This window comes from Bradyrhizobium sp. Ken01, assembly GCF_055807355.1.
On sequence record NZ_JBVVPC010000059.1, the window covers coordinates 14,975 to 31,211 of the forward strand.

Here is a 16,237-nt window from a genome sequence, read left to right on the forward strand (position 1 = left end):
CGGAACGCCTACTCCCTGCGACCTAGCGATGCGGAAAGCGCGGAGGCTACGAGAACAGCTCGAATATGACAAGTCGTCATCGAACGCCCGGCCGGTAGAACTATAGTCCCCTCATTAGCGATGCGTGCCCTGCAGTGCATCGGAAAATTTCTTCTGCTGGGTGACATCGAGCTGTTGAATGCGCAAACTAATCAGATCGCGAATAGGTGCGGAGGATCGTAGGTAGGATTGAGCAGCGACATCGACAAATCCGTGGCGGATCAGTTGCTGAAACTCCTGGAAAATATGCTCACGAACGGCATCCGGTGCCAAGAGCACGAGGGGCAGCGATACCGGATTCCGGCGAACCGAAATCCAAGCTTCGTTTGGCGCAGTCTCATAGGACATCGCGAGCAAGTCGAACGTGGGTTTATCCAGAAGAGCGCGCAAAAGACGGAGATTGAACAAAACGAGCCAACCAAAACCATCGCGTGGTGAACAACTCAGAATGTGTCGGGCGCGATCTTCAACGATCCCTATGCGCCGATCGAATTCGGCGGTTGCGCCCGATCTCAAGGCGGCATCAGCCAATGGCATCGCCATGAGAACGATTGCCCTCTGTACGCGCGTGCTGCAGGCGCTCAAGTGTTGAGCCATGGCCCTCTCGAGGGGCGCGCTCAGCACTTCTTCGGAGAACGTCTCAGAGCGGAGCAGCCGTTGCTCGATTTCCCTGAATTCATAGGATGCTTCGGCCTCCGGGAAGCTGACCAAGCCCCATATCAAGCCAAAGCAGCAAAAGACTACGATTGAGGTTCGTAGAAAAATTGATGAGTTTGAAGTTCGGTGCACAGTGTTTGCGATCTAGGCAGCTTCGGTCGTCACCTTTTCATCCGTGTAGTATTTATAGTGCCGATCCGAATATCCCTCGAACCGACGCATCACTGCCTCATCAGCTTTGTTGAGTACCGCACCTAGCAGTCGTTCCGAGATTATAGGCGAGGCGCCAACAGCTTTGACGACCTCGTCCGTTGACGTGCTGCCCCACTCGACGACTAAGACGAATGCATCCAGAAGATGGGCCGCAGCCTTGACATCAACCACGGGCAGAACCGGAGGCAGGTCGATCAGAATATAATCGTAATTCTTCCGCGCGTCGTTCAACACCTCTTTCATTGCGGACGAACTTACGATGTCGGCGCTGTTCGAGGGTTTGACGCGAGTTGAGGAAGGCAAGAAGTCAAACTTGTATCGGCAATCGGTAATTACCAAATTCTCGAACTTCTCGCCTTCTGCGACCAAATTGAGCAGGCCCGAAGCATTTGAGTAGCCAAGCGTTCTTGTCATGGTCGGATTGCGCATGTCGGCGTCTATTAATAGGACGCGCGCGCCGCTCTTTGCCACGAAAGTCGCGAATGCTGCCGCAACCGTAGTCTTACCCTCGCCGGGCAGCGCGGAGATCATCCCGATCACCTTTCCTCCGGTTGGGTGGAGGTCGATGGCAACCTTGATATATCTCAACGCCTCGGCTGTTGCGGAAAATGGCGCAACTTCGTTAATTCTACGAAACGCTCCGGACTCTGTTCCCGACCGCAGCTTGCTAAGGCCCGACCGCTTCTCAGCTATCGCCGGCAACACGGCCAAGCAGCTCGTTCCCAAAAGCTTTTCGAGGTGAGCTCGGGTGTAGATCTGGCGGCTCATCTGCTCTCGCAGGAACGCTGCTATCAATCCAAGCGCCAGGCCGCATACTGCTGCCAAAGCAATCGTTAAGCTAACCTTAGGCGAGCTTGGGCTTCCGGGAGGAGTTGCAAACGTTACGACGCGAGCTTCCGTTGAGGGAAACGATTGCTGCTGTACCGACTGAGTGAAGCGAGAAAGAAAAGTCTCGTAGATCCCACGATATGTATTGGCGGCAGTTTCCAGCTCACGTAAACGCACTTGCGACTGTCTTGTTTCGGAAGAGGCTTGGAAGACCTCGGTCATTCGCTTATCGATTGCTTCTTCCTGACTCCTCGCAATTTGCAACTCGCTCTTGTAGCTTTCGGCGATTCGGGAAATTTCGTCCCAAATTGCGCGTTGTAGAGCCGCCATCTCGGCACGGAGATTCCTCGCGGCCTGATGATCAGGCCCGTAGCGCGCGCTCCATTCCGATTCCTTGTTCTGGTCGTCAAGGTACTGCTGCCGCAACTTCGTTATGACGGGATTGCTGAGCGCGTCCGTAACGATGGGGTCCGGTATTTTAAAGGTCTCCTTTTCCGTCCGTTGCTCGAGCACACGGGTGATGCGGTCAAGTTTCGCACGCGCTTGGCTCGTGTCGGCGCGGGCCTTGGCCAACGCTATTCCCAATTGGTCGAGTTCGACATCACTCGCCAACTTACCATCGAGACCGATGATGATACCATTCTTTGACTTGAAGTCCTGCACCTCTCTGTAGGCGTCGCTCGCCTGCTGCCGAAGCTCGCCTATTCTTTGTTCTAGCCACACGCTGGCGCGACGGGTCGCTTCAAACTTCGCTTGGAGTTGATCTTCGATGTAAGCCTCGGCAAAGGCATTTGCGATATTGGCCGCTTTGTTCCGATCGAGAGATGTGTAAGCGATTTGCTCGATGTAGCTTCTTCCGAGGCGGACTACCCGCAAATTGTCCTTTACCCCGCCAACAACCTGGCGCATTTTCTCTTCATTCGAGAGCGCCTTTTGTGGCCCTTGAAGTTTTAAGATCGATAAGACGCGTCGCACGAGGCTTTGCGCTGTCCCAACGAATTCCGGGTCGTCGTCTAGGTGCAGTCTACGGATCACCGAAAGGGCAACCCTCTCGGATCTCGTGGTTTCTATCTCGCTCTCTACAGAAGCGTCCTCAAGCGTGCGGCTCTCGGAGGCCATTTCAGTCTGCGTCCAAGTCACCTTTTTTGTATCGATGATCATGTCGGCCTGGGCGGTAAACCGCGACGGCGAGACGAAAACATAAACCGCCCCAAGGATAATCGAAAGTGCCGTGGCGAGAGCAATGATGCGCCATTCGCGACTGAGAAAGTCTCGAATCTGCAGCATAGAAACGGAGCCGGAATTGGAATCGCCATCAGCTAGCGGAGAAAGGGGGAATTGACCAGCGATGTTCATTTAACTCCTTTAGCGATGCTTCCCGGTTTCGTCATCGGGCACGGTCGCAGTCTACTCGGTTGGACTGACCGATCCAGCTGCAGTTGTGACGACGCTTGATATACCGAGAGCGTTCGAAGGTGTATTTGTTACTACAACTCCCGAAGGGCTCGTGATCTGGACGAGGCCTGAGACAGCGCCTCCGCCCCCGGGGAGCGAAACTCTCGCATTCGATGCGACGGGGTTGACAATTGTTACGCTGCCGGCCGAACCTGCTGCGGCAGCACCCGCGGCAGAAGTAGCCGCCGTGGAAAGATCTCCCGCAACTGCAGCGAAGGCAGCCTGAAACGGCCCGTCAGGAAAATTCGCCACCGCTTGCTGGATAAGCAATGCTGCCGACCGATCGGTGGTCTCACATGCTATGGCCGCCTGCGCCAACCCAGCTGCAATTGCCGTGCGGAATCGCGGAACAGTTCGTTCTGCAACTTGAACAAAGCCCGCAGCAAGGGAGGCATCGGTACCGGCTAGATCCCTTACATACGCTTCAATTGTACGAGTATCGGAATTTGGCGCCACGAAGGCCTCTGGATTGACCTTGAATTGATCTGTCAACTGAGACGCGACCGGCGGATTGATGCATGCTGCCTGCACTGGGCCAAACGACACAATCAACAGCGCAACTGCCAAACGCGCACTCATCGAAATACTCCAACCAATTGTTTCAAATCGGAAATTACGTTCTGTTTAAGAGTACCTTGAACGGTCTCCTGTATCAACTACTGTGCGGCGAATGTCTGACCGAATTGCGAACACCTTCCGTAGCCGCCGAGCAACCATTTGAATTTACAAGGTATTCAGCAATGTCCGGCCTTAACCAAAAGATCGATCAGAGGTTGCTCACGGCTTGTTCAGAAAGCCTCCAACCGGACGCGCCGGATTGAAGGTCGGTTGAACGCGGTTTGTGGTAGGGTTTCGTCTTCGATGGCTGTGGAATGCAGCGTGTGGTGACCGGTAAGAGTTGCGGGTGACGTCTAGCATTGGAAAACTGCAAGTCCCTGGCCACCACCCGTCGCTGCCGCCGGGGACGAGAATATACGCTGTTGGGGACATTCATGGCAGGCGAGATCTGATTGACGATCTGCTTGCAAGGATTGATGCTGATCTTGTCCACCGACCTGCGATGAGACCGATTTACGTGTTTCTGGGAGACTACATCGACCGGGGTCCCTCGTCGCGCGCAACAATCGATCGGCTTATCAAATTAAAGGAAAGTTCTGAGGCGGTGTTTCTGAAAGGCAATCACGAGATGATTGCGATGAGATGTTTGAGCGACCGCGGTCTATTTGATCAGTGGATGCGCCTAGGTGGACTGGAGACCTTGAATTCCTATGGGATCCAGCACGCCGCACCAAACAACGCAAGGCAAATCGTCGAGTTACAGGCGGCATTTCATAGCGCTTTGCCACCGTCGCATCTTGGTTTCTTTAGGGATCTAAGAAGCTCATTCTCCTGCGGCGATTTCATGTTTGTTCATGCCGGAATTAGACCAGGCGTCGCATTGTCGGGCCAAAAAGAAAGCGATCTACTTTGGATACGCGAGGAGTTTTTGTCGTCAACTGCCGACTTTGGAAAAATCATCGTACACGGGCATACGCCGGCCGCCGAGGTCGAAATCCGCCAAAACCGGATCAATATTGATACCGGGGCATTCGCAACAGGTCACCTGAGTTGTCTGATCATTGAGGATACATCCCTGCAAGTGATCAGCACCTGATACGATCAAGACAGTGGTGCAAGGTGTATTTTAACGCAACGCGCCACGCTTCGCCACGAGACTGTCGATGTGAGCCTGCATTTGCTGGAAAAATCGCTCTCGTCCGAATTGTCTTGCGTGCGTTGCGATCTTCTGTGGGTCGATGGACACGTCAGCAAGCGATCTAACAGCCGATGCAATTGCCTCGACTGTTTGCTCGCTGAAGAAGACGCCTGATAAATTAGGGAGGACGGTTTCTGTGGCGCCGCCTCGTCCAAACGCGATGACGGGGCGTCCACTCGCCATCGCTTCGACTGGAACCATCCCGAAATCTTCTTCGCCTGGAAAGATCAACGCGCGGCAGCGCGCATAATGCTGTTTCAGAACACTGAACGGTTGCGATCCCATCACTTTAACAGTAGGGCCGGCGATGTTGCGGATTTGATCCAACATTTCGCCGCCGCCAATTACAACAAGCTGCAGCTTCATTTTATTGAACGCCTGGACCGCGAGATCGGGCCGTTTGTAACTGACAAGCTCGCCGGCCATCAAATAATAGTCCTGAAGCTCGGAACACGCTGCAATCGAAAACGCATCAGTGTCTACTGGCGGATGTATTACTGTAGCCTCCGCGCCGTAATAGCGATGTATGCGCCTAGCGACGGTCGCTGAGTTTGCGACAAAACTGTCCACGCGTGCAGCCGAAGTCACATCCCACATTCGCAGGTAGTGGGAAAGCGGAGGCATCAACAACTTGGTAAGCTTGCCGGCGCTGTTCCGATAGTCGGCGTACATATTCCAGATATAGCGCATCGGCGTGTGGCAATAGCAAATATGAAGGGCCTCCGCGTCAGGAATAATGCCTTTAGCGGGCCCCGATTCACTGCTGATGACAAGATCATAACCCCTCAAATCGAGCTGCTCCAGTGCAAGGGGCATCAGGGGAAGGTAGCGCTTGTACATGCGGGAGGCGCGTGGCAGTGCGTTAATAAAGGTCGGGATGATGTTGTGCCTTCGGATCTTGTCCGAAATCATCTCCGGCGCGTAGACATGGGTGAAAATGTCGGCCTCGGGATACATGTCACATAGCGCCTCGACGACTCGTTCCCCGCCGCGCATTCCAACCAACCAGTAATGAACAATAGCAACCTTCATTCCGAGCTCATTTTTCGGTCCCTCTCAGGGCGCCCCGTACAAAGCGAAGGGGCCGATAAGCTCTTCCCCTTGAAGTCCTTTGCATTTCAAATTTCTAAATCTCAGTCGTATTCTGCGAAAGGATTGGGACAAACGTCCGGTATGCCTTGGTACTTGGCAACGTCCGACTTCGGGTTGGTGAGGCTAAGGTAGTCCGAGCCTAGAATGAATAGCGTAACGACAACGCGCTCTAGCTGAAGAAATTGGACCGCGGTCAATTCGAGCCGCGAGAGCGCGTCGACGCCAACGACGCGGGCCGCGATGGCACCACCTTGAAGGGCTATTTTGCGACCGAGGGAATGGAAACGATCCTCCAGAACGTCGCGCGACAATGCTTTGACACTGGCGCTATCGAGCTTTACCCCAGGGAGTCGACGAGCCAGAATTTGGCCGATCAAAAACTCCGATCCGTGAGACCAAACGTAGAGGCCGCTTCCGAGAGCAGTGGCAAATGCGGTTCCTGCACCCAAAAAATATCGACGGGAGAGCATGGTCATTTACCTAGCTCGACAATAAATCTGCGGCTCGAAGTGACATAGCTGCAACCGTGAGACTTGGAGGAGCAGAGCCGGAGCTTGGAAACACCGAGGAACCCACAACCAGTAGATTTCGGACCTTGTGGTGGATCTGCTTTGCGTCGACCACGCTTCCCGCGGGCTCACTTCCCATCCGCAAGGTTCCCTGGAGGTGCACGGCCACGGCGTCCATCTGACGAACCTCGATCCGCTCAACCGGAAGCGGGCTCAGCACCTTCGGCAGATTGGCAAGTGCAGCGTTGACGCCTTTGCGGCCATATTCGGACTGATCCGGGTGCGATACATGGGGGCGACCGTCTGCACCCGGTGTGACAGTGCTCGCAAGTTCTGGAAGCGTTTCAACCGAGATAGTGATGGGTAGAACCTGTCTCCAGCGTCCCGGCTCAGGCCGGAGACCATAGTGCCAGTGGTTTTCGAAATAAAGCATCGCTGCTCCGTGCTCTTGTCTGTGCGGTCCATCCAGCAGCGAAAGATTTATGCAGGTTGTAATAGTGCTGCCTCCAAAGTTGTTGATTCCATCCAGAAAGGCCTCAACCGTACACTCAATCTTCTCGTGCAAGTACTTGCCAATTAGGGGATGAGTGAAGCCAGACTCTAGCAGCAGTAACGGACTGTGAATGCCGTTTGCGCCTAAGACAAGCAGATCGGAGGCGACCTCGTATTCTCGTTCCCCATTGGTAAAGCGAATGCTTTTTGCGACGTTGTTTTGGACATTGATGTATTGGACTTTCGACTCGGTGCAGATATCGATGTCGGGATGCTCGATCACATGCTGCATCGTATTCAGAGCCGTAAATTTGGCCTCGACGGGGCACCACCAACATTTGTCCGTCCCGCAACAGGAGTTCCGAGAACCAACGGGGCGGCTGAGGCGACCGTTTGGCATCACAAAATGCATGTCCGGCTGCGCTGCTTTCATAATTCGATCGATATCGTTCATTCGATGGGCAGGTTGGACATAGTTGCCTGCGCCCGGATAATGCATCGAAATGTCGTCCGGGCCAGCGACCATCATAATCTGCTCAGCGTCGTGGTAGTAGGGTGCAAGGTCGTCGTAGGAGAAAGGCCAATCAACGCCCACTCCGTACTTTGATTTCAGCCGGAAATCGTTCGGATGATTACGCGGACAATGTGCCCACCAGCAGCATGTTCCTCCGCCAAAAGCGACCGAATAATGCCAAGCCTTTTCACCTTCGCCGCGGGTATAAAGCTTTTCGGTTTCGAAGATTGAGTTGGCTTTGTTCTTGAGTTGCCAATCGTGCGTTTTGTAAGCACCCCATTCGATGAGCAGGATACGCCCTGTGCGAGGCTTCTTTAAGTAGTTGTGCAGGAAAAAGAACGAGCCGAAACCGGACCCGATGACTATCGTCTCGTAACTCTTCAATAAGCTTTCTGGTCGGACGAAAGGCATTACCACCTCCTGGACGCCCTCCCGTGGTGTCGGACGCGCAGTAAATATTAGATCTGAGGTTCACCACTCTCTGACTTTGCGGCGGCGAAAATCCAGTGAACCCGCAAACATCAACTACTGTAGGCTAAGATCGCATGGTCTACCGTTAGACAAGAAAAATTCGGCAACAGGCAAACACTGTATCAATTCTTCCTGGTTCGTGCGTGTCCAAATTGTAGCATTGAAAGGTAGGAAAGTCGCTTTATCTCCTGACGGGTCTTGGTGACGACATCGAGAATTATGCCCGCCAAAACACTAAGCGCGCCGAGCACGAAGCAGCCTGAGCTAAGAACCGCTGTAGGTAGCCGGGGCACCAGTCCTGTCTCGAAATAGGTTACGATGACTGGAATAGCGAATATGATGCCAGCCGACGCGATGATGATACCCAAAGAACCAAAGAATTGAAGAGGCCGCTCGTCCTTGATCAAGCGTGCGATCAAGAGGAGAATTCGCATGCCGTCTCGATACGTCCGAAGCTTGCTTACGGAACCTTCGGGCCTTTCTCTGTAATTTGCGATAATTTCGCCAATCGGCATCCGAAGCTCCAGCGCGTGCACTGTAAGCTCGGTCTCTGTCTCAAATCCCGCCGACAGCGCGGGAAAGGTCTTCACAAATCGGCGCGACAGCCCCTTATAGCCGGAGAGCATATCCGTAGTTTCCCGCCCGAACACGATCCGTACGATCTGGGTCAGAAGCATGTTTCCAAAGCGGTGTCCGGGTCTGTATGCCGCCACTACCTCCGTCTCACGCGCAACATTCACAAGATCATAGCCGTCTCGAAGCATTTCCTCGAGCAGGCGCGGCGCCGCAGAGGCGTCGTAAGTATCGTCTCCATCGACCAAGATGTAGAGGTCAGCCTCGATATCCGCGAACATACGGCGGACAACTTGCCCTTTGCCTTGGCGCCGCTCAAAGCTGACGCAAGCGCCCGCCTCGCGGGCCACGGCCGCCGTCGCGTCCGTGGAATTATTGTCGCACACGAAGATGTGCGCGCTCGGCAGCGCCTTTCTGAAGTCCGCAACGACTGCTCCAATGGTGGTAGCTTCGTTGTAGCAAGGTATCAGGATTGCAACATTGAGCAGCTCGGCGGGGTTCTCGGCTTTTACGGACATCATGCAAAACATCTCTTCTGAGTAAAGGATCTTTCCTTCGCAACGGATGCCCAATTTTCTTGCGCCGGACGGTATGGATCGCCGCCAGACACTTCATGAGGGCCAAACCACGTTCGAAGCGCTATAAGGTTCATCCGGGGCTGACATCCAAGGGTGTAGTGTCGGCGACTGGCGACACATCGCGGTCTCGTATTTTGCGGAATATAGTATTCAGAAACTCTTAGATAATTTAATCGGACGTGTTGGTTAACCGGTGTGAGCTAATCTTTTGTCGATGCGCTTCTTAAGTTTAACTTGGAAGGAGCGATCTTCAATGTTGCTGGCTGAAACTATGAGAGCTAAGGTCTAATCTCGTTCGCGAACATTTTAACGCCGGATTTTATGCATGAGTTTGACGTCGACCTTGAATTCTTGGCTGTCTGACGAACCGTCTCGATTGAAGTTAAAGCAGGCACTCAACAAAATTGGCTTCGACACAACGGACTGGGTCCGCGTCGTTATGTATCGCCGCTGCTTCGAGTTCATACGAGAACTTGGTCCGGAACGGCTTGACGTCCTTGAGATTGCCGCTGGCCCCCAGTGGAAGAGGATTTTTCGGTTCAAGTCATACACGGAGACGCAGTATCCTGATTTTGATATCTGTTCCGAGGCCTTGGAGAAGCAGGTAGATCTCATAATTGCTGACCAGGTTTTCGAGCATCTACCGTGGCCTGTAAGGGCGGGAAAGAACGTATTTCAAATGCTTCGGCCCGGCGGCCATTTTATCGTGGCTACGCCATTCTTGGTAAGGGTTCATAACGTTCCCATTGATTGCAGTAGATGGACAGAGCAGGGGTTGTCGTTCCTTCTTCAGGAATGCGGATTTCCCGCAACGAGTATTAAGACAGAATCTTGGGGGAACCGAGCTTGCCTGAGAGCGAATTTGACTAAATGGCGACGGTTTGGATTCTTTCGCTCCCTCAAGAACGAACCCAACTACCCAGTAATGGTTTGGGCGATTGCACAAAAGCCCTTCGAAACTTAGTGCCTGGCGCCGATCGAATTTCATCCCTCAAGTAGAACACTTTCACGTGATTGAGCGTTCTCCGAACATTCGAACTAAAAGTACACTACTGCGATTAGCCATGGGGACGGACCCAGAGCAGGGTGATTTGGTCTTTCGGGTAACGGCATGAGCGTAGAAATCATTGGTTTCGTCGCCATAATCGTCGGCGTGCTAGGTCTAGTTGCAGGACCAAATTTCATTGCTGTTTCCTATCTTATTTCGACACTGCTTGGCTCGGCAGCCGCTCTGATCCTTGAATTTCTCGGGGGCGCGGGTATTTCCCCTGCACATTTTTTGCTTGGGTTTCTCGCAGTCAGTTTGTTGAAAGACCCCAAGATACGTCGCAACGCGCTGCGGGGCCTTTCCTTTCCAAAGGCAGGGTTCTGGCTGTCGTTCACTCTAGCTTATAGCATCTTCACTGCGATTTTTTTTCCAAGGATCTTTGCCGGGATGACGGATGTTTTTGCCGTCCGGTCGACGACGTATGCGCTGGAGCCGCTCGCCCCTTCCAGTGCCAATTTTACTCAGTCGGTCTTCTTTACTGCCGACGTCGTGTCATTTTTCCTTTTTACCGGTTACCTTGCCGTGCCTGAGGGGCGGCGGATCCTTGCCAAGGCGGCTTTGGCATGCGCCGCGTTGAATCTAATTTTTGGCTTCGTAGATCTTGTTACCTATTGGACCAACACCACGGAACTACTGAGCATCATTAGAAACACCAACTACCGCATGCTGAATGATACGGAAGTTGCGGGCTTCAAAAGGATCGTCGGGTCATTTACCGAAGCGGCATCATTTGGATCGATGACATTAGGATATTTTGCGTTTTGCTTTACACTTTGGTTGAGAGGGTTTCATACGCACCTAGCGCTTTCACTCGCAGTTCTTTCTATGGTGGCGCTGGTCTTCTCGACCTCTACCACTGCATATGTCGGACTGGCGGTGCTTTTGTTACTTCTTTACTTGCGCTGCGGTTTCTGGCTGCTGTCACGCGCCGTTCCGAAGCAGGCGGTCCTCTTTTTGGTAGTTGCTCCGCTCTTGGTTGCAATAGCGCTTGTCGGTGTCGCTCTGAATGACGCTGCTTGGACCTACATCTGGAATTTGCTGGACACCATCGTATTCAACAAGCTTGCTACGGATTCCGGCGTGGAGCGATCTGCGTGGATTAGGCAGGCCCTGCAGAATTTCACCGATACAGTCGGGTTTGGTGCAGGTAACGGCAGTCTCAGAGCATCTAGTCTCCTTGCGGCAATTGTCGGCTGTCTCGGTATCGTTGGCCTCTTTAGCTATGGTGCGTTCTTCGTGCGTGTTATCGTGAGCAGCCGCCGGGCCTCGACTCTTACCGACTATGAATATGCGGTAAGCGATGCTGCGAAGTCCTGCTGTCTGGCGTGGTTTATCACGGCAACGATTGCAGGAGCGTTCATAGATCTGGGGCTTCACTTCTTCGTTTTTGCAGCAGTTGCATCCATAAACGACAATGTTTTGCGTTCACCAAATCCTCTTGCTCGACGACCTGCGGACAGGTCCCGCCTTGTCCCGGCGTCGCACTGACAGCCACTGAAGCACCGTCGCCCCCTGTTTGCGAGCGGCCACTTCGATATAAATGCGTTGCGCGCTTATGGCGTGGGTCCGGATCGCCTCAATAATGGGGTCGAGCGCCGACCTCGCAGGGGCCGACCCGATCCGCCAGCGTCGAGACATCGATCTCGATCCCTTCCCGGTCACCGGCCGGATCTGGACCTATGTCCGCAATGACCGGCCATTGGCGGCAAAGACCCACCGGCGGCAGCGTTCCATTACTCGGGCAGTCGTGCCGGGTAACATCCACAAGGCCATCTTGTCGGCTATGTAGGCATCATGCAGGCCGATGCCTTTGATGATACAACCAGCTCTGCAAGGCTCAAAGAAAGCCGGCACCGATCCTTGAAGCGGCGTGCTGGAGCCACGGCCGGAGTTCGTCGACCTGGTGATAGGGAGAGGCGCCGATCGCCAGCGAGGCTGTGTGGCGTCCGCTTCGAGGTCGAGGGCACCATCAACGGCAAAACGCCGGAGCAGCGGCTGATCGTGCGCCGTGAACGATCACGGCCGCTCATTGCCGAGCTTGAAATCTGGATGCACCAGCAGCGAGCGTTGTTCTCCACCAAGAACGATACCGCAAAGGCGATCAACTAGCGTCTCAATCGCCGGGCAGCGTTCACCCGCTTCCTCGACGAAGGCCGCGTCCGTCTTACAAACAATGCCGCCGAGCGAGCGTTGCGGGCGGCGGTTGGAAGAAGAAACTGGACTTTCGCCTGTTCAGACGCTGGCGACCGTCTGGCTGCCGCTGTCTATGCCTTGACGAAACCTGCAAGATGAACGACGTCCAACCGCAAGCCTGGCTCGCTGACGTGCTGGCCAGGCTCCCAGATCACCCCGCCAACAAAGTTGGCGAATTGCTTCCGTGGAATTGGAAAGCGAACCGACGATGTAAGGCCGCCGTTGCTAGCTGAGCGCATCGCGGAAGGTGGTCGCCTCTGCCTGAGGTATTGGCCGGATGCGCACGATGCTGGCGTCGTGTCTGCGGCAAAGATTGGCCACGAAACGTCTGTGCCCCGGCCGACGCGGGTAATGACGCCTTCGGGTTCGATCTCGATGCCCCAGCATCGGGATTGGCCTTGCGTCGCGCTGTCTTCCGCTCATTCCAGCCACGGCCTGTACTGTAGCCACCGCCGATACAAAGGAGGATGGTTGGCCATCGGCGGCGGCAACCAGCGTGCTTGTCGCCGCCAGGTGAACACTCGCTGTGGGGGCAGCCTGTGTCGCCGGGCAATGTCGGAAACGACTGGGCCTAGTACCAACTCTCCTTGACGATCCGGGCCTTGCTGTTGGAGAACCAACGACGGCGCCCCGTCTCCCCGATCCTTCAAAGAGATCGTGAAACTTGCCTATCCCATGTGCCGCGAGATGGTGGGAGCGGAACGACGCTTGCGCTACAGCCAGCTATGATGGTGTACGTTTTAGACCTCGATACTGAGATATTGTATCGACGTAAATCTCTTCATAATTTTGGGCGACCCGCGATACACGGAAGTACTCACTTGCTCGTTGCGATCGGTTCTTCCAGTCTTGCAGAATTTGGGGGTCGGCCATAAGGCGACGCAACTCATTGGCGATTTGTTCGGGGGCACCTGGTTTTACGAGGCGTCCCGCCTCACCGAATTCAAGAAGCTCGGGAGTTCCTCCGACCTCGGTCGCGACTATGGCGCAACCTGCTTCCCTAGCCTCTCCGATCGCGAGGCAGCAAGGGTCGGCATACGAGGCGAGAACGAAAATATCACTTTGGCGAAGTATTTCTACAGGATGCCCTACCTGCCCTAGGAAGATGATCTTGTCGGCGATATCGAGCTTGGAGGCTAGCTCCTCAAGCTTCTGCCTGTCGGGTCCGTCGCCGACGATGTAGAGGCGCCAGGCGGATAAGCCTGCAGCAGCCTCGCTAAAGCCTCTGATCAGATCGTGCACGCCTTTTCGCTGGTGAAGTCCGCACACAGTCATAACACAGGGCTGCTTGATCTCCACGTGTTGTTCACGTGAGCCAGACTTAACGAAATTGTCTCGAGGGGAGTAGTTGGACCCATTGACGACAACACTCAGCCTAGCGGAATTGTAGCCTGCTCGTTCCAGCGACTTGCGCTCTGCCTCGCTGACGGCAATGACACGATGGCCGAGCCGCATGAGTATTGAGTGTTTATCGAAGGAATTGTGAACCGTAGTAACCAGAGGGATGCCATTTAAGAGCGAGCTCGAATACCCGAAAACTGCACCCGCCATCATGTGTCCATGGATCAAGTCCGGTCGGAACTTGCGGCAGAGCTTTTGCAATCTAACCAGCGAATGCAGAATTTCCAGGGGATTTCGGCTGTTCTGAACGATATACTCGTGCCGGACGCCGTGATCCTGCAGAAGTTTTAGATAGTCACCTCCGCGGCTTGCGTACACCACTGAATGGCCTTCTTGCGCTTGCGCGCAAGCTATATCGATAGCGACGTGCGCATTTCCGTGGCCGTGATCGCAGTGATTGACGAGGTGAATGATCCGCACTTTAACGACTTGATCTATAAAAAGAGTACAACTTTGGCCTTTATACCCAGGCTAGGCGGCAGTCAACCGGCGGAGGCAAAAGGCGCAGTCGTCTATGCGGCCGCTAGTCCACTCTAGACAGATTAACGATGGCAAAGACTAATCTAAGTTACCTTATACCAGAATCTGCGAGACTGAGGCAATTTTCGGCATTGCCGCCAGTGAACCGAAGCGGAATATTTAGTTTTCGAGTAGGCCGGAGCGAGGCATTCGATGCGCAAGTTCATTTTTGTCTCAACAGCATGTACCATTCTCACCGTTCTGGGACTATTCTTTGTCAGCGCTGTTGCGGGACGGTTCGAGAAGAGCGGCTCCGAGGTGCTGGACTTATCCAACTACGCCCTTTCGTTCAGTGAAGAATTCGATTCTTTAGACGTTTCCGCCTGGGGGCCGGGAACGCGTTGGATTGCGCACACGCCCTGGAACGGTGATTTCGGCGCGGCACAATTTGCCAATCCCGAGCCTGGTTTTCCGTTTGTCATTGATAATGGCATACTTCGCATCGAAGCGCACCGTGGAACAGACGGAAAGTGGCGAAGCGGTTTGCTATCTTCCGCTGATCAGAAAGGCGCGGGCTTCTTGCAGCAATTCGGCTATTTTGAGATGCGAGCAAAGTTGCCTGCCGGACCGGGCCTTTGGCCGGCATTTTGGCTGATTGCAAACAAAGATAAGGACTCGTCGGCTGAAATCGATATTCTCGAGCAGTACGGTCAGTTTCCTGGCGACTTTGAATCCGTGATTCATGTTTGGCGCCGCGCGCCGGGAGCAGAAAATTATCAGGCAACACTGCGACACAAGGTGACGCCCGGATCGCTGTCGGCAGACTTTCACCTCTTCGGCGCATCGGTTGAATCCGATTGGATTATTATCTATCTTGACCGTGTTGAAATTGCGCGCACTCCAACACCCCCCGAACACCATCGCCCAATGTTTGTCTTGCTGAATTTGGCCCTAGGAGGAGGTTGGCCCATAGAGCAAACACCAAGCCCATCCTTTATGTATGTCGACTATGTTAGGGCATATAAAAAGAGGTAGCTCGAGGGTTTGAGAAACTTTGCTCTCTAGCCGCGGATTACAGCGTCAAAATGAATTCCGGGTCTATTCGCCCTAGCAGCAGATGACCAAGTCCGAGAAGATTGCCGCGCAACCGACCCCATCGATCAATATGATGCTCGCGGATAACGCATCCTCGAATATTGGCCGCCATGTTCTTGAGTAAGAGGAGGCAGGCTCGTGAAAGAGTCATATTGCCCTTCGAGACCAAGTAGAAGGGGTTTACGGCCTGCGAGTAACCGAACCGCAGCCCGCTTGTCTTTCCTATCTTGGTGCCAAGATGAACTCCCCAAAGCGCGTCGGTCCAGATGACCCGTCCAATAGATCTTGTGCGAGCGCTGAAATCGACGTCTTCCTGCCAACCATAGAGCGGGAGCCTTTCGTCGAACCGAATTCGTTCCAATGCGGTTGACCGGAAGGCCATGTTACAGCCGTACGCATCAGCTACGTTTCTTACTGTGAATTCGGGGACCGCGGGCAAGCTCGAGGCGTATCGGCTCAAAATTCGCTCGGCATCAATGGGCTGAAAACCTGGCGTCGTCGCTCCGTCGGCAACGACATGGCCGGTAACACAGACAATTGTTGGGTCGAGGAAGATGTTCTCGAGAACTTCAAGATAGCGATCACACATCCAGAAGTCATCATCTAGAAAAAGTATTATGTCAGTACGGTCCGTAAGGTAGTCAATGCCTCTGTTTCGCTGAACGCAGGAGCCAGGGCTACCGAAAAGCAGATTGATTGGCAGATTGGACCGATCCAAATCCGTGGGAAGATCAGTCTCGCCGACAACTGAAAGAACAAGTTCGTCAGGCCGTCGTGATTGACGCCGCACCATTGACAGAAACTCAGCAACTATGTGCGCTCGACCCAGACTTGCAACTACGATTCCTATCTTCATGCCAGAAC

General features: G+C 54.0%; 14 protein-coding genes and 1 pseudogene. 7 read left to right on the forward strand and 8 right to left on the reverse strand.

The features are described from left to right. Positions 1 to 114: 114 nt before the first annotated feature. Together AC0L3S_RS34850 and AC0L3S_RS34855 are read right to left on the reverse strand one after the other, a co-directional pair. Positions 115 to 750: a hypothetical protein gene (locus AC0L3S_RS34850; RefSeq protein WP_473284277.1), complete on the reverse strand. Its 636-nt coding sequence runs from the start codon at positions 748 to 750 to the stop codon at positions 115 to 117. 90 nt (positions 751 to 840) lie between these two features. Continuing rightward, positions 841 to 3,093 (reverse strand): polysaccharide biosynthesis tyrosine autokinase, encoded by a 2,253-nt coding sequence (locus tag AC0L3S_RS34855; RefSeq protein WP_473284279.1) that lies wholly within the window; start codon positions 3,091 to 3,093, stop codon positions 841 to 843. A gap of 1,003 nt (positions 3,094 to 4,096) precedes the next feature. Here AC0L3S_RS34855 and AC0L3S_RS34860 point away from each other — a divergent pair. Continuing rightward, complete coding sequence (locus AC0L3S_RS34860) at positions 4,097 to 4,846, forward strand: metallophosphoesterase family protein (RefSeq protein ID WP_473284281.1); 750 nt, start codon at positions 4,097 to 4,099, stop codon at positions 4,844 to 4,846. Positions 4,847 to 4,876: 30 nt separating this feature from the next. On the opposite strand, the gene AC0L3S_RS34865 is transcribed toward AC0L3S_RS34860, so the two are convergent. The 4 genes from AC0L3S_RS34865 to AC0L3S_RS34880 form a co-directional block, all read right to left on the reverse strand. Continuing rightward, a complete protein-coding gene (locus tag AC0L3S_RS34865; protein WP_473284283.1) occupies positions 4,877 to 5,980 on the reverse strand; it encodes a glycosyltransferase in 1,104 nt (367 codons plus the stop codon). 101 nt (positions 5,981 to 6,081) lie between these two features. After that, entirely contained in the window at positions 6,082 to 6,516 is a 435-nt protein-coding gene (locus AC0L3S_RS34870) for a hypothetical protein (protein WP_473284285.1), read from the reverse strand. Positions 6,517 to 6,520: 4 nt separating this feature from the next. Then, positions 6,521 to 7,966: a GMC oxidoreductase gene (locus AC0L3S_RS34875; RefSeq protein ID WP_473284287.1), complete on the reverse strand. Its 1,446-nt coding sequence runs from the start codon at positions 7,964 to 7,966 to the stop codon at positions 6,521 to 6,523. 182 nt (positions 7,967 to 8,148) lie between these two features. Beyond that, positions 8,149 to 9,120, reverse strand: coding sequence for a glycosyltransferase family 2 protein (locus AC0L3S_RS34880; protein ID WP_473284289.1), 972 nt, complete (start codon positions 9,118 to 9,120; stop codon positions 8,149 to 8,151). A gap of 496 nt (positions 9,121 to 9,616) precedes the next feature. Between AC0L3S_RS34880 and AC0L3S_RS34885 the strand changes: the two genes are divergently transcribed. From AC0L3S_RS34885 to AC0L3S_RS34905, 5 genes and pseudogenes are all read left to right on the forward strand, one after another. Beyond that, positions 9,617 to 10,141: a class I SAM-dependent methyltransferase gene (locus AC0L3S_RS34885; protein WP_473284317.1), complete on the forward strand. Its 525-nt coding sequence runs from the start codon at positions 9,617 to 9,619 to the stop codon at positions 10,139 to 10,141. 147 nt (positions 10,142 to 10,288) lie between these two features. Beyond that, the gene (locus AC0L3S_RS34890) at positions 10,289 to 11,713 is read left to right on the forward strand and encodes a hypothetical protein (RefSeq protein ID WP_473284291.1); all 1,425 of its coding nucleotides are present in this window, start codon (positions 10,289 to 10,291) and stop codon (positions 11,711 to 11,713) included. Positions 11,714 to 11,807: 94 nt separating this feature from the next. Then, positions 11,808 to 12,014, forward strand: a complete 207-nt coding sequence (locus AC0L3S_RS34895) for a hypothetical protein (RefSeq protein ID WP_473284293.1) — start codon at positions 11,808 to 11,810, stop codon at positions 12,012 to 12,014. A gap of 5 nt (positions 12,015 to 12,019) precedes the next feature. Further along, positions 12,020 to 12,517: pseudogene (locus AC0L3S_RS34900) on the forward strand (IS66 family transposase). Next, the gene (locus AC0L3S_RS34905) at positions 12,514 to 12,651 is read left to right on the forward strand and encodes a transposase domain-containing protein (RefSeq protein ID WP_473284295.1); all 138 of its coding nucleotides are present in this window, start codon (positions 12,514 to 12,516) and stop codon (positions 12,649 to 12,651) included. The pseudogene AC0L3S_RS34900 and the gene AC0L3S_RS34905 overlap by 4 nt, the downstream one beginning before the upstream one ends. Before the next feature lie 490 nt (positions 12,652 to 13,141). Here AC0L3S_RS34905 and AC0L3S_RS34910 read toward each other — a convergent pair whose 3' ends face one another. Continuing rightward, a complete protein-coding gene (locus tag AC0L3S_RS34910) occupies positions 13,142 to 14,239 on the reverse strand; it encodes a glycosyltransferase family 4 protein (protein ID WP_473284297.1) in 1,098 nt (365 codons plus the stop codon). 252 nt (positions 14,240 to 14,491) lie between these two features. Between AC0L3S_RS34910 and AC0L3S_RS34915 the strand changes: the two genes are divergently transcribed. Continuing rightward, positions 14,492 to 15,313 carry a glycoside hydrolase family 16 protein gene (locus AC0L3S_RS34915; protein WP_473284299.1) on the forward strand — a complete coding sequence of 274 codons (822 nt, stop codon included), beginning with the start codon at positions 14,492 to 14,494 and terminating at the stop codon, positions 15,311 to 15,313. 37 nt (positions 15,314 to 15,350) lie between these two features. Here AC0L3S_RS34915 and AC0L3S_RS34920 read toward each other — a convergent pair whose 3' ends face one another. Further along, positions 15,351 to 16,229, reverse strand: coding sequence for a glycosyltransferase family 2 protein (locus AC0L3S_RS34920; protein WP_473284301.1), 879 nt, complete (start codon positions 16,227 to 16,229; stop codon positions 15,351 to 15,353). Between the last annotated feature and the right edge of the window lie 8 nt (positions 16,230 to 16,237).

Bases quoted from the DNA above. Each gene is read 5' to 3' on its own strand.
- AC0L3S_RS34855 (WP_473284279.1), bottom strand. From the start codon at position 3,093: ATGAACATCGCTGGTCAATTCCCCCTTTCTCCGCTAGCTGATGGCGAT.
- AC0L3S_RS34880 (WP_473284289.1), bottom strand. From the start codon at position 9,120: ATGATGTCCGTAAAAGCCGAGAACCCCGCCGAGCTGCTCAATGTTGCA.
- AC0L3S_RS34875 (WP_473284287.1), bottom strand. From the start codon at position 7,966: ATGCCTTTCGTCCGACCAGAAAGCTTATTGAAGAGTTACGAGACGATA.
- AC0L3S_RS34885 (WP_473284317.1), top strand. From the start codon at position 9,617: ATGTATCGCCGCTGCTTCGAGTTCATACGAGAACTTGGTCCGGAACGG.
- AC0L3S_RS34920 (WP_473284301.1), bottom strand. From the start codon at position 16,229: ATGAAGATAGGAATCGTAGTTGCAAGTCTGGGTCGAGCGCACATAGTT.
- AC0L3S_RS34915 (WP_473284299.1), top strand. From the start codon at position 14,492: ATGCGCAAGTTCATTTTTGTCTCAACAGCATGTACCATTCTCACCGTT.
- AC0L3S_RS34890 (WP_473284291.1), top strand. From the start codon at position 10,289: ATGAGCGTAGAAATCATTGGTTTCGTCGCCATAATCGTCGGCGTGCTA.
- AC0L3S_RS34865 (WP_473284283.1), bottom strand. From the start codon at position 5,980: ATGAAGGTTGCTATTGTTCATTACTGGTTGGTTGGAATGCGCGGCGGG.
- AC0L3S_RS34905 (WP_473284295.1), top strand. From the start codon at position 12,514: ATGAACGACGTCCAACCGCAAGCCTGGCTCGCTGACGTGCTGGCCAGG.
- AC0L3S_RS34870 (WP_473284285.1), bottom strand. From the start codon at position 6,516: ATGACCATGCTCTCCCGTCGATATTTTTTGGGTGCAGGAACCGCATTT.
- AC0L3S_RS34895 (WP_473284293.1), top strand. From the start codon at position 11,808: ATGGGGTCGAGCGCCGACCTCGCAGGGGCCGACCCGATCCGCCAGCGT.